This window comes from Arthrobacter sp. TJ-263 (assembly GCF_058269155.1).
In genome coordinates this window covers 417,174-430,058 of record NZ_JBZCNE010000002.1, presented here as the reverse complement: position 1 = coordinate 430,058, position 12,885 = coordinate 417,174, and the positions used below count along the sequence as shown (strand labels likewise).

The window sequence follows — 12,885 nt, the reverse complement described above, 5'->3', positions numbered from 1 at the left end:
CCTACCTCCGCACACCGGCCGGTGTACCGCCTCCGCGGTACACCGGCCTCTGCGTATCCGGACTGTTTACAGGAGAACCTCAGTAGGTTTAGGGTTTCTCCTAGGTCTCAGCCTGGGGGGTGGAAGTGCGATGAACGCCTGTGAGCGTCGGTCTCTTTCCTCCAGCGCGCGCACCCTTCTCCTTGCGGCAGCCGGGGCCCTCGGCCTGATGGCCCTCGGCGCCTCCGCCGCCTCCGCTGCCGAAGCGTCTGCCGGTCCTGGTCTGCTCACCGGGGCCCTCGATGCGACGGGAACGGCTGCTGCCGGGGCGCTGTCCCCGGTCACCGATCCGCTGCAGTCCGTCGCGGCTCGCGCTGTGCCGGCGTCGAACTCGCCATCATTCCTCCAGGATGTCCCGGTCCTGCCCGATCTCGTAGCACGCGTCCCCGAACTCGCGGCCGCGCCGTCGACCAGTGTCCTCACACCCGTGACGACACTGGTCGACGGCGTCGTGGCCGAGGTGCCGATCGTCCAGGCGCTGGTGCCCGCCGGTACGGTGACCGGAGTGACGGCTCCCGTCGTCGGGACCGTCGACGGAGCCGTCGGCGGGGTCACCGGACCGGTGCTCGAGGTGGCCGCGCCTGTCGCGCAGATCATCGACCCGGTTGTGGACGTCATTGTGCCCCTGCCCGGACTGGCGACCCCGCCTCCGGTGGTACCGGTTCCGGTAGCGCCCATTCCCGTTGGGCCTGCTCCGGTGCTGATCCCGGCCGGGCCGACGGCTCCGGCCGAGGAGGTCCTTCCCGAGGTCGTTCAGGAGCCGGATGTGCCGGGGACGGTGACACCCGGCGGGAGCGCCGGAGCGGCCGCGGAGACTCGCCCGGTCGCGGGTGCGGAGTCGGGTTCCTCGAGCGAGACGGTCGCGACGCTCGGGTTGTCCTCGTCGGCAGGAGTTGCTGCCGCCTATCTTCCCGTGGCTGCCTCGCAGAGGGATCTTCTTGCGACTGTCGCCCTGCCTGCCATCGTCCAGATGGCACAGGCCGTCCAGGAAATCCCGGCCCTGCCCGCGACTCCTCCCTCATTGTCCGCAGGTGTCACAGCATCCATGACGGGTAGCGGCGTCACGGCGCCGCTTGCCGTCCTCGGCGGTTCCGCCTTCCTGATCCTTCTGGTCCTGAGCCGGACCGGACGACGCGCGGCGTCGTCAAGCCTACCCGAGGGCCCCACTTTCGATCCCGGTTCATCTCCTGATTAGTGGCGGCCTCGCCGCGCTTCATTGCACGGCCGACGGCCCACGGCGCCAAGGGCGCTTCAACACCACTTCGATCTACAGGAGAACATCATGCGTACATGCGTTCAGCGAGGGCTTTACGGGGTCCTTCTAGCCGGGGGCGTCGTCGTCCTCGGAGCAGGAGCCGCGACAGCTGCGGAGCTGTCGGCACCAGCAAGCCAGGCTAACGGGGCAACCCTTGGCGCCGTCGTCATAACACCGCTTCCACACGGGACGACGAACCTCCCGGTCATCGAGGGGACCGCCGCACTGGTCGAGGGCTCGCTCGAACTCGGCGTGGACCTCGGCTCTGCAGGTGGCGGACTGCTCGGCGGTGGGATCGCCAACGGAAACCGGATCGCGCCGGAGGTCGCGGTCCCGGTGAACGCGTCGGGCAACTCGGTATCGGTGATCGGTGATTCGTCGACAGTCGGGACGCCGGGTTCGACCGGTTCCACCGGGGAAACCTCCGGTGGCTCGACGGGCGGCACCACGGGCGGCTCTACCGGCGGTCTGCTGGCCGGCGGGATCCTCAACGGGAATGTCGTTTCCCCGGAGGTCGCGGTCCCGGTGAACGCGTCCGGCAACTCGGTATCAGTGATCGGTGATTCGTCGACCGTCGGGACGCCGGGTTCGACCGGTTCCACCGGGGAAACCTCCGGTGGCTCGACGGGCGGCACGGGTATGACGGACAGCTCGACCGGCAGGATTCTGGCTGGGAATGTGGTCGCGCCCGAGGTCGTCGTGCCGGTGAATGTCGGCTGCAATAGTGTGTCCGTGATCGGTGACCGTGCCTCGGACTGCACCACGGGTTCGACCGGTTACACCGGGGAAATCTCCGGTATGACGGACGGCTCGACCGGCGGTCTGCTGCCCGGCGGGATTCTGGTTGGGAATGTGGTCGCGCCCGAGGTCGTCGCGCCGGTGAATGTCGGCTGCAATGGTGTGTCCGTGATCGGTGACCGTGCCTCGGACTGCACCACGGGTTCGACCGGTTCCACCGGGGAGACCTCCGGTGACTCGACCGGCACCACGGGTGGCACCACGGGTGGCACCACGGGTGGCACCACGGGTACGACGGACGGCTCGACCGGCGGTCTGCTGCCCGGCGGGATTCTGGTTGGGAATGTGGTCGCGCCCGAGGTCTCGATACCGGTGAATGTCGGCTGCAATGGTGTGTCCGTGATCGGTGACAGTGCCTCGGACTGCACCACGGGTGCAACCGGTTCCACCGGGGAGACCTCCGGTGGCTCGACCGGCACCACGGGTGGCACCACCGGTGGCACCACCGGTATGACGGACGGCTCGACCGGCGGTCTGCTGCCCGGCGGGATTCTGGTTGGGAATGTGGTCGCGCCTGAGGTCGTCGTGCCGGTGAATGTCGGCTGCAATGGTGTGTCCGTGATCGGTGACAGTGCCTCGGACTGCACCACGGGTTCGACCGGTTCCACCGGGGAGACCTCCGGTGACTCGACCGGCACCACGGGTGGCACCACCGGTGGCACCACGGGTATGACGGACGGCTCGACCGGCGGTCTGCTGCCCGGCGGGATTCTGGTTGGGAATGTGGTCACGCCTGAGGTCGTCGTGCCGGTGAATGTCGGCTGCAACGGTGTGTCCGTGATCGGTGACGGCAGCACCGAGTGCGGTACCGCGGTCGAAACCCCGGGCACGCCCGGGACCCCTGTGAACCCGGTGACGCCGGCAACTCCAGACACGCCGACCACGCCGGGTACCCCGGGCACACCGGCTACCCCGGGCACCCCGGTGGCGACCACGCCAGGCACCCCGGTGACGCCAGTGATGCCCGGCATGCCAGACGTGCCCACCGCTACGGTTCCCGGAGCCCAGGACGCGGTGCGTGATGGCGCTGGCGGCTCGGACACGATGCCCGCTACCCTCACCGGTGTCGTCACGGGCGGGAACGCAACTACGTCCCGCACGCTGACAACCGCGTCCACAGGGATTGCACCCGCTGCGATGCCGTCGGACGCGACCAACAGTCCGGAGGTTCTCGCCTCCACGGGCTTCGGGGACGGGCAGGCCCTGCTGCTCGGCGCGTTACTCCTGCTCAGCGGCGCCGGCGGCGTCCTGGCAGCGCGGCGACTGGGGACGATCGCCTAGGCCTCATCGCTCCAGCAAAGGGACGGGGCCCGCAGCGTACGCTGCGGGCCCCGTCCCCATTGCGTGTCCGGTCAGGCCGCGTCGTTCGCGTAGCGCAGGCCGATCTGGGCGCGCACGCCGTCGAGCAGACGCATCGTCTTCACCGTGTCGCCGATCGGCATCGTCGGGCTCTCCGTCAGGCCCTCCTGGATGCAGCGGGTCACCTCGCGCAGCTCATAGGTGTAGCCGGCGCCGGCCTGCTCGAAGTGCTCCACGCGGGCCTCCTCCTGACCGGCCTTGATCGTCAGTTCCGTCGGGTTGTGCAGGTTCCCGCCACCGGTCTTCAGCCAGCCCTTCGACCCGCACACCGTCGCCTGGCCGGGGCAGGAGGCGATGAACGATGACGACAGCTGGGCATACGCGCCGCTCCCGTACCCGAGGGTCACAGCGTTCTGGAGGTCGACGCCGTCACTGTTGAGCGTCCCGACGGCGGACACGGAATCCGGGAAGCCGAGGGACCCCAGCGCCCACGTGAGCGGATAGACCGTCAGGTCCAGCAGCGCGCCACCGCCGGCCGCCGGGTCCCAGAGCCTGCTGGTCGGGTCCTCCGGAGCGGTGAACCCGAGGTCCGCCTGCACCCACCGGATGTCGCCCAGCTCGCCGGAGTGGATGATCTCCCAGGCGCGGTTCACGCTGGGCAGGAAGCGCGTCCAGACCGCTTCCATGAGGAAGAGCCCACCGTCGGCGGCGATCGCGGCGAGTTCCTCCGCCTCGGCCGCGTTGATGGTGAAGGGCTTCTCGCACAGGACGTGCTTGCCCGCCGTGAGGGCGGCCTTCGCGACGTCGTAGTGCTGGCCGTGCGGTGTGGTGATGTAGACGACGTCGACCTCCGGGTCGTCCACGAGGCGCTGGTAGCCGGCCATGCCGCCGTCGTTGCCGTAGCTGGTGGCGAACCCGAAGCGGTCGGCGAACGCGGCGGCACTGTCCGCGCTGCGGGAGCTGACCGCATGGAGCACGGCGTCCTCGAGCAGGGCGATGTCCTGCGTCACCTTGGACGCGATACCGCCGGTGGCGATCACGCCCCACTTCAGCGGCCTGCCGGTGGCGACGACCGGGCTGGGGGCTCCTGCTTCCGCGCAGGGGGGAACGATCATGCGGTGCTGTGGGTTCATGGACCCATCCTCGCCGCTGGTCGGAGCTGCGTCCATCCCCGGCGCCGACACGACGAAGCGCCCCGGCCGGAGCCGGGGCGCTTCAGGTCCTGCTGCCGGAGGATTCCGGACGGGTGCTACTGGGTGAGCGGGGCCAGCTCCTCGTTGTCGGCGTACGCCTCCGCTGCGTTCTCCTGGGTGACGATCTGCGGCTCGAGGAGGTACGCGGGGACCGTCTTGACGCCGTTCTCGTAGGAATCGGGGTCGTTGATCTCGAGTTCGTTCCCGGCCTGCAGGTCGTTGACCATCACGATCGCATGTTCCACGAGGGCACGGGTGTCCTTGTTGATCGTGGAGTACTGCTCGCCCGCCATGATCGACTTCACGGATTCGACCTCGGAGTCCTGGCCGGTGACGACGGGGATGGGCTTGCCGGCACCCTTGACCGAGGTCAGGATCGCACGGGCGAGCGTGTCATTGGGGGAGAGGACGCCGTCGAGGTCCTCGGAGCTGTAGCTGCCGGAGAGCAGGGTGTCCATGCGCCTCTGGGCGTTCTCCGCCTCCCAGCCCTGGGTCACGACCTGGTCGAAGGTCTCCTGGCCGGACACGACGACGAGGTTGCCGTTGTCGATCTCGGGCTGGAGGATGCTCATGGCGCCGTCGAAGAAGACCTTCGCGTTGGCGTCGTCCGGCGAACCGGCGAACAGCTCGATGTTGTAGGGCCCTTCGGGCTTCGCGGCCTTCATGCCGTCGAGCAGGGCCTGGCCCTGGAGTTCGCCGACCTGGAAGTTGTCGTAGGCCACGTAGTAGTCCACGTTCTCCGTGTTGGTCAGGAGGCGGTCGTAGGCGATGACGGAGATGCCGGCATCCTTGGCCTGCTGGAGCTGGGTGCCGAGCTGGGCGCCGTCGATGGCACCGACGACCAGGACCTCCACACCGTTGGTGATCATGGAGCTGATCTGGTTCTGCTGCTCGGAGACGCCGCCGTTGGCGAACTGCACGTCGGGGTCGTAGCCGGCCTCGGTCAGTCTCTCATTGAAGAGCTCCTCGGCGAGGACCCAGTTCTCCGAGGTCTTCTGCGGGAGTGCGACGCCGATGGCCGATCCTTCTTCGAAGCCTGCAGCGGCGGTCTCGCCGTCGGCAGAGGGCGCCGCTTCTTCGCGGCCGCACCCGGTCAGCGTCAGCGCTGATACTGCAGCGATCGCTGCGAGGGATTTTGCGAAAGTACGCATTCTCATTCTCTTTCTCTTGCTCGTGTGGACGGGGAAAGCTGTGGTTCCGGGAACCGGGGATGCCGGGCCCTAGACGTCGTGCGAGATGACCTGCTTCGTTCCGACGGCCTGCTCGGTCGGGGAGGGAGTGGGGACCTCGGTGTCGACCTTCTTGCCGCCGTCGCCTCCGCCGAACCGCCTGGTGATCAGCCCGATGATGGACGGCTTGCCCTGGCTCTTGCTGTAGACGTCGAAGGCGACGGCGATGAGCAGGACGAGGCCCTTGATGATCTGGGTGTCGTCGGCGCCGGCTCCGAGGAGCTGCAGTCCGTTGTTCAGGACGGCCATGACGAGGCCTCCGATGATGGATCCCACCACGGTCCCGACGCCACCGGTGACGGCTGCGCCGCCGATGAACACGGCCGCGATCGCATCGAGCTCCCAGCCGACGCCGTCCGACGGGCCGGAGGCGGTCGAGCGGCCGACGAAGATCATGCCCGCGAGGGCCGCGAGGATCGACATGTTCATCATGACCATGAAGTTCACGCGCTTGCCCTGCACACCGGACAGCTCGGCCGCGTGGCGGTTGCCACCGACGGCGTACACATGGCGGCCGGCGATGGTCTTGTTGGAGATGAACGCGTAGATGATGACGAGGACGCCGAGGATCAGGCCGGGGACCGGGAAGGACGTCCCGGGACGCCCGGTCGCGAAGAGGTAGGTCGCGTAGAGGATGACCGCGGAGAGCAGGACCACCTTGGTGACGGGGACCCACATGGGGGGCACCTCGGCGTTGATCTTCTCCAGCTTGCGGCGTCCCCGGATCTCGTTGTAGATCACGAAGGCCACGAGGGCGAAGCCCATCAGCAGGGTCAGGTTGTTGTAGCCGATGTTGGGACCGACCTCGGGCAGGTAGCCCGCGCCGAGCTCACGGAAGCCCTCGGGGACCGGGACGGTGAGGGAGTTGCCGACGGACTGGTTGGCGCCGCGGAAGATGAGCATCCCGGCGAGGGTGACGATGAACGCGGGTATGCCGACATAGGCCACCCAGAAGCCCTGCCACACCCCGATGAGCGCACCGAGCGCCAGACCGAGCACCACCCCGAGGTACCAGGGGATGCCCCAGTCGCGCATCGCGATCGCGACGACGATGCCGACGAACGCGGCGACGGAGCCGACGGAGAGGTCGATGTGCCCGGCGATGATGACCAGCACCATCCCGATCGCGAGGATGAGGATGTACGAGTTGCCGTTGAACAGGTTCATCATGTTGACGGACGTGAGCATCTTGCCGCCCGTGCGCCACTGGAAGAACAGGACGAGCGCGACCAGGGCGAAGATCATCCCGAACTGGCGGGTGTTCCCGCCGAAGATTTGCTTGAGGGAATTCATGGTGTCTTTCCTTGGGTCAACGGGTCAGGCGGATTTCCTGCTGGCGGTCATGAGTTTCATCAGGGATTCCTGGTTCGCGTTCTCGCGTTCCACTTCACCGGTGATGGCGCCCTCGAAGATCGTGTAGATCCGGTCCGAGAGGCCGAGCAGTTCGGGCAGTTCGGAGGAGATGACGATGACGCCCTTCCCCTGGTCGGCGAGTTTCTGGATGATGCCGTAGATCTCGTACTTGGCTCCCACATCGATGCCGCGGGTGGGCTCGTCGAGGATCAGCAGTTCGGGATCGGTGAACATCCACTTCGCGAGGACGACCTTCTGCTGGTTGCCGCCCGAGAGCTTCGCGACGCCCTCGTTGACGCTCGGCGTCTTGGTGCGCAGCGACTTCCGGTACTCCTCGGAGATCCTGAACTCCTCGTCCCTGTCGACGACGAGACCGCGCGTGATCTTCTGCAGGTTCGCGGACACCGTGGTGGTCTTGATGTCGTCCAGCAGGTTGAGGCCGAGCGACTTGCGGTCCTCGGTGACGTAGGCGAGGCCGGCGTCGATCGCCTGGGGCACCGAGCGGAGCGTGATCTCCTTGCCGTCCATGACGATCTGGCCGGACTTGAAGGTGCCGTAGGAGCGGCCGAAGACCGAGCGCGCGAGCTCCGTACGCCCGGCGCCCATCAGCCCCGCGAACCCGACGATCTCGCCGCGCCGCACCTTGAAGCTCGAGTTCTTGCACACCAGGCGGTCCGGCACGGTGGGGTGTCCGACGGTCCAGTTCCGTACCTCGAAGAAGGTCTCACCGATCGTCGGGGTGTGGTCCGGGAAGCGGGACTCGAGCGAACGGCCCACCATCCCGCGGATGATGCGGTCCTCGTCGACGCCGTCCTCCTTGACGTGCAGGGTCTCGATGGACCTGCCGTCGCGGATGATGGTGATCGAGTCGGCGATCTGCTCGATCTCGTTGAGCTTGTGGGAGATCATGATGCAGCTGATGCCCTTGGACCGCAGGCCGGCCATCAGGTCCAGGAGGTGCTGCGAGTCGGACTCGTTCAGCGCCGCGGTGGGCTCGTCGAGGATGAGCAGCTTCACCGACTTGCTGAGTGCCTTGGCGATCTCGACGAGCTGCTGCTTGCCGACGCCGATGTCCTTGATCTTGGTGGTCGGGTCCTCGCTCAGGCCCACGCGGGCCATGAGCTCCAGGGTGGTCCGGTTGACATGGTCCCAGTCGATGACGCCGAAGCGGGCGGGCTCGTTGCCCAGGAAGATGTTCTCCGCGATCGAGAGCTCCGGGATCAGCGCGAGTTCCTGGTGGATGATGACGATCCCCGCGGCCTCACTGGAGCGGATGTCCTTGAACCGGACCTCTTCGCCCTGGAAGATGATGTCGCCCGAGTAGTCGCCGTACGGGTAGAGGCCCGAGAGGACCTTCATGAGTGTCGACTTCCCGGCGCCGTTCTCACCGCAGATCGCGTGGATCTCGCCTGCACGCACCTCGATCGAGACGTCCGCGAGGGCCTTGACGCCCGGGAACTCCTTCGTGATGGAGCGCATCTCGAGGATGATGTGGTTCTTCATGGATTCTCCCGCAGTGACGGCGTTGTCTTGATGCAGGCCGAATCACGACCTGAGAAGAATTGAACATCCCCGAGCCTTTGCAGTCAACTGTTGAACGCATGGCTCCGCGAAAACAGAGGAAATCTTTAGGTGGAGCCCACCAGAGCGGGCGCGAGTCCTGCCTGGGCGAGGACGACGGCGGCGCCACCGAGGGCCTCGGCGCGGTCGCCGAGCGAGGACATGCAGACGGCCGTCGTCTCGCCGATGATCGGCACGGCATGGCGGGACAGTCCACGCCGGATCGGCCCGAGGAGGATCTCGCCGAGATCGGTGAGCGGACCGCCGACGACGATCGTCTCGGGGTTGATCAGGTTGGCCATGTGGGCGAGCGCCCGCCCGATGGCGGCGCCGGCGTCGTCGATGACGCGCAGGGTCGCGGTGTCGCCGGTGAGTGCCCGGTCCACGATGCGCCGGGTGTCCACGGGCTCGCTGCCGCCACGGCTGAGCAGCTCGATCATCGTGGAGGTCGAGGCGACGGTCTCGAGGCAGCCACGGTTGCCGCACCGGCAGATGAGGCCGTGCTCATTGATGGTGGTGTGCCCCAGCTCCCCGGTGATCCCGACATTGCCGTAGAACAGCGCACCGTTGAGGACGAGCCCGGAGCCGATGCCGGACCCCACCTTGACGAACATGAGGTTGTCCACCGCACTGTGCGGGCCCCAGGTCACCTGCGCCAGGGCGCCGAGATTGGCGTCGTTGTCGATGAAGACGGGCACGCCGAGCCGTTCACTGAATGTCTCGTGGATGTTGATGCCCACCCACTCGGGCAGGATGGCGCCCTGCACCACCGTCCCGCTCCGACGGTCGATGGGACCCGGGATCCCGATGCCCGCGCCGAGGAGCGCGCCCCGGGAGATGCCGCCGTTCTCGAGCAGCGTGTCCAGGAGGTCCGACGCGGCAGCCAGCCCGTCGTGGGCACTGTGGCCGAGCGGGAGGGTGACGGAGGCCTCCTGCAGGACCCGGTAGTTGGGGCTCGCGAGGACCACGCGGAGGTGTCGGCGTCCGATGTCGATGCCCGCCGCGACCTGCCCGTTGTCGTTGAGGACGACGGACAGGGCCCGGCGGCCCGAGCTGGTGGTCGGCACGGTGCTCACGATCCCGGTCGTGGCCATGAACTTCACGATGTTGGACACCGTCGCCGTGGAGAGGCCCGTCTGCCGGGCGAGTTCCGCCTGGGTCCGGGGCCCGCCGCTCATGAGGGCCGCGATGACGCGCTGCTGGTTCCGCTCGCGCAGGGCGGACTGCGAACCCGGTCTCGGAGGCGGGCCGCTTGAGCTCGTCCTCGCCGTCGAGGGGGATTCTGCGGGCATGGCATAAGGCTGCCGCACCTGATGCCTGTCGTCAAGAAGTGAACGCTTGGCGGTGCTCCTGGGCGAGAGTCTTGTAGCGGTCGGCGTTCGCCCGCACGGCCCCGACCTCGTCGTCGTCCAGTTCCCGGCGCACCTTGGCCGGGACGCCGGCGACGAGCGACCGCGGCGGGACGACCGTGCCCTCCAGCACGACGGCGCCGGCGGCGACCAGCGACCCGGCGCCGATGACAGCGCCGTTCATGACCGTGGCGCTCATCCCGATGAGGCAGTCGTCCTCGATCGTGCACCCGTGCACCACGGCACTGTGCCCCACGCTGACGCGAGCCCCGATCGTGGCCGGGTAGCCCGGATCGGCGTGGACCACCACGTTGTCCTGCAGGTTGGACCCCTCGCCGATCGAGATCGCGGCCGTGTCCGCCCGGACACTGGCACCGTAGAAGACGCTGGCGGATTCGCCGAGCGTCACCTCTCCGATGAGGGACGCGGTCGGTGCCGTGAAGGCCGAATCGCTGATGACGGGGGTCCTGCCGCGGAAGGGGATGAGGTGTGCCATGGCGTCAGCCTAGGCGACGCCCTGCCGTCGCGGGAGGGGTGTCAGTTGAAGACGATCGTGCGGCGACCGTCGAGGAGCACGCGCCGCTCGGCGTGCCACTGCACCGCCTGCACCAGCGCGCGTCCCTCGAGCTCCCGGCCGATCGAGGTCAGCTGCTCGGCCGTGCGCGCATGATCCACGCGGATGACCTCCTGCTCGATGATCGGCCCCTCGTCGAGGGCCCCGGTGACGTAGTGGGCGGTGGCGCCGATCAGCTTCACGCCGCGCGCATGGGCCTGGTGGTACGGGCGGGCACCCTTGAAGGACGGCAGGAACGAGTGGTGGATGTTGATGGCCCGGCCCAGCAGGTCCTCGCAGAGCCGGTCGCTGAGGATCTGCATGTACCGCGCGAGGACCACGAGTTCGATCCCGTGCTCGTCCATCAGCGCGCGCAGCCTGTCCTCGGCGTCGTCCTTGGTCTCGGGCGTCACCGGGATGTGGTGGAACTCGACGCCGTAGAACGCGGCGAGTCCCTCGAGGTCGCGATGGTTGGACACGATCACGGGGATGTCGATGGCGAGCGTGCCCGAGCGGTGCTGGAAGAGGAGGTCGTTGAGGCAGTGCGCGGCCTTGGACACCATGATGAGCGTCCGCGTACGGCGTGCGGACGGGGCCACCGACCAGTCCATGCCGAACTCCCCGGCCACGGGCCCGAGGGCCGAGCGGAGGTCCTCCTCGGACGCATCGGTGTCGAGTGCCACGCGCATGAAGAAGGTCCCCGTGTCCGGGCTGCCGTACTGCTGCGACTCGGTGATATTGGCCCCCACGCCGACCAGGGCACCCGAGACACCGTGGACGATCCCGGGCCGGTCGGGGCAGGACAGCGTCAGGGAGAAGGAGCGCGGGGCGTCGGGGGAGGTCACCTACGCCAGATTACCGGGGGGCCCCGATTGTGACGCGATCCCGCGCAGCCGGGCCGCGGCTGCCGTCGCCGCCGCCCGCCCCGCGCGTGACGCGCCGAGCGTCGACGCCGATGCGCCGTAGCCGACGAGCAGGAGGCGCGGCTCCTTCAGCACGTGCACCCCGTCCATGGCGATGCCGCCGCCGGGCTCCCGGAGGCGCAGCGGTGCGAGGTGGTCCAGGGCGGCCCGGAAGCCGGTGGCCCAGAGCACGACGTCGACGGGCTCCTCGGTCCCGTCCGTGAACACCGCCGACCGCTCGCGCAGCCCGGCCAGGGGGCCGCGCGAGACGAGGATCCCGGCGTCGACGCCCGCCCGGTACTCGGCCGTGAGCGGAAGGCCCGTCACCGACACCACACTGGCCGGCGGGAGGCCCTCCCTCGTCCGCGCATCGACCGCGGCCTCGACCTCCCGGCCCCACTCGGCGTCGAACGGCCGGCGGGTGAACGACGGTGGCCGGCGGGTCGACCAGAGGGGCGTCGCCCCGGCCGCGTGGAGCTGGAGGACGAACTGCACGGCCGAGGTCCCGCCGCCCACCACGAGGACGCGCCGGCCCGCGAACTCGCCGGCCGAGCGGTAGTCGTGCGTGTGCAGCTGACGCCCGGCGAACACGTCGCGGCCACGGTAGTGGGGCCAGTAGGGGCGGTCCCAGGTGCCGGTCGCACTGACGACGACGTCGGCCAGCCAGGTGCCGTCCGGCGTGGACACCCGGAGCGGGCCGTCGTCGTCGGACTCCACCCCGGTCACCCGGACCGGCCGGAGCACGGGCAGGGCGAAGGCCCGCTCGTAGTCCCCGTAGTACCGGCCGACCACCCGGGAGGCGGGTTCCTCCGGGTCCGGCGTGCCGAGGCGCAGGCCCGGGAGGTCGTGCAGGGCGTGGGCGGCGTCGAAGGTGAGGGCGGGCCAGCGGTGCAGCCAGGCACCGCCCGGGGCGGGGTTGGCGTCGAGGACCACGAAGTCCCGGTGCGGGCGGAGGCCCCGGCGCGCCAGATGGTACGCGCTGCTGAGCCCCGCCTGGCCGGCGCCGATCACGATGACGCGGACACGCCGTTCCGTTCCGCCCTCTTCCCGTGCCGGACCGTGCATGGCGACGCCCTTCCCGGTGCAGCGCCGCCCGTCGGCCGCCGCTCCACTGATGCGGAACCTGTCCCGCCGTCGTCGTATTCCGGCTAGCATGGGAGCGTCGCGACTGGCGTAGGGTGGGCAACCACCAGGAAGCGGCGGGAGGCCGGGATCCCCTGCGGGGCGCCCGCGCTTCCAGTGCAGACCACGGATCGCACGCCTGGGCCGCGGGTCACGTTAGAGCGGCCGGGGCGCGGACTGCGGTTCCGACCCCCGCCCGCGATTCACGCTGACCCCCTTGCGAGACCCAGAGA

10 protein-coding genes are annotated in these 12,885 nt (G+C 68.8%); 2 read left to right on the top strand and 8 right to left on the bottom strand.

Annotated elements, in window-relative coordinates; all coding sequences use genetic code 11:
* Positions 1-130: 130 nt before the first annotated feature.
* Positions 131-1,234: a hypothetical protein gene (locus tag AC4D2F_RS12485; protein WP_490910821.1), complete on the top strand. Its 1,104-nt coding sequence runs from the start codon at positions 131-133 to the stop codon at positions 1,232-1,234.
* An 87-nt stretch (positions 1,235-1,321) separates the two neighbouring features.
* Positions 1,322-3,373 carry a chaplin family protein gene (locus AC4D2F_RS12480; protein WP_490910820.1) on the top strand — a complete coding sequence of 684 codons (2,052 nt, stop codon included), beginning with the start codon at positions 1,322-1,324 and terminating at the stop codon, positions 3,371-3,373.
* A 71-nt stretch (positions 3,374-3,444) separates the two neighbouring features.
* On the opposite strand, the gene AC4D2F_RS12475 is transcribed toward AC4D2F_RS12480, so the two are convergent.
* The 8 genes from AC4D2F_RS12475 to AC4D2F_RS12440 all read right to left on the bottom strand — a co-directional run bounded on the left by AC4D2F_RS12475 (position 3,445) and on the right by AC4D2F_RS12440 (position 12,595).
* The gene (locus tag AC4D2F_RS12475; RefSeq protein ID WP_490910819.1) at positions 3,445-4,524 is read right to left on the bottom strand and encodes a Gfo/Idh/MocA family protein; all 1,080 of its coding nucleotides are present in this window, start codon (positions 4,522-4,524) and stop codon (positions 3,445-3,447) included.
* Between the two features lie 116 nt (positions 4,525-4,640).
* Entirely contained in the window at positions 4,641-5,735 is a 1,095-nt protein-coding gene (locus AC4D2F_RS12470) for a substrate-binding domain-containing protein (protein WP_490910818.1), read from the bottom strand.
* A gap of 69 nt (positions 5,736-5,804) precedes the next feature.
* Positions 5,805-7,106 (bottom strand): multiple monosaccharide ABC transporter permease, encoded by a 1,302-nt coding sequence (mmsB, locus tag AC4D2F_RS12465; protein WP_490910817.1) that lies wholly within the window; start codon positions 7,104-7,106, stop codon positions 5,805-5,807.
* A gap of 24 nt (positions 7,107-7,130) precedes the next feature.
* Complete coding sequence (gene mmsA / locus AC4D2F_RS12460; RefSeq protein ID WP_490910816.1) at positions 7,131-8,669, bottom strand: multiple monosaccharide ABC transporter ATP-binding protein; 1,539 nt, start codon at positions 8,667-8,669, stop codon at positions 7,131-7,133.
* A 125-nt stretch (positions 8,670-8,794) separates the two neighbouring features.
* Positions 8,795-10,018 (bottom strand): ROK family transcriptional regulator, encoded by a 1,224-nt coding sequence (locus AC4D2F_RS12455; protein ID WP_490910815.1) that lies wholly within the window; start codon positions 10,016-10,018, stop codon positions 8,795-8,797.
* 31 nt (positions 10,019-10,049) lie between these two features.
* A complete protein-coding gene (locus AC4D2F_RS12450) occupies positions 10,050-10,571 on the bottom strand; it encodes a gamma carbonic anhydrase family protein (RefSeq protein ID WP_104168482.1) in 522 nt (173 codons plus the stop codon).
* A 41-nt stretch (positions 10,572-10,612) separates the two neighbouring features.
* The gene (purU, locus tag AC4D2F_RS12445; RefSeq protein ID WP_104168481.1) at positions 10,613-11,473 is read right to left on the bottom strand and encodes a formyltetrahydrofolate deformylase; all 861 of its coding nucleotides are present in this window, start codon (positions 11,471-11,473) and stop codon (positions 10,613-10,615) included.
* Positions 11,474-12,595, bottom strand: coding sequence for an FAD-dependent oxidoreductase (locus AC4D2F_RS12440; protein WP_490910814.1), 1,122 nt, complete (start codon positions 12,593-12,595; stop codon positions 11,474-11,476).
* Positions 12,596-12,885 lie beyond the last annotated feature (290 nt).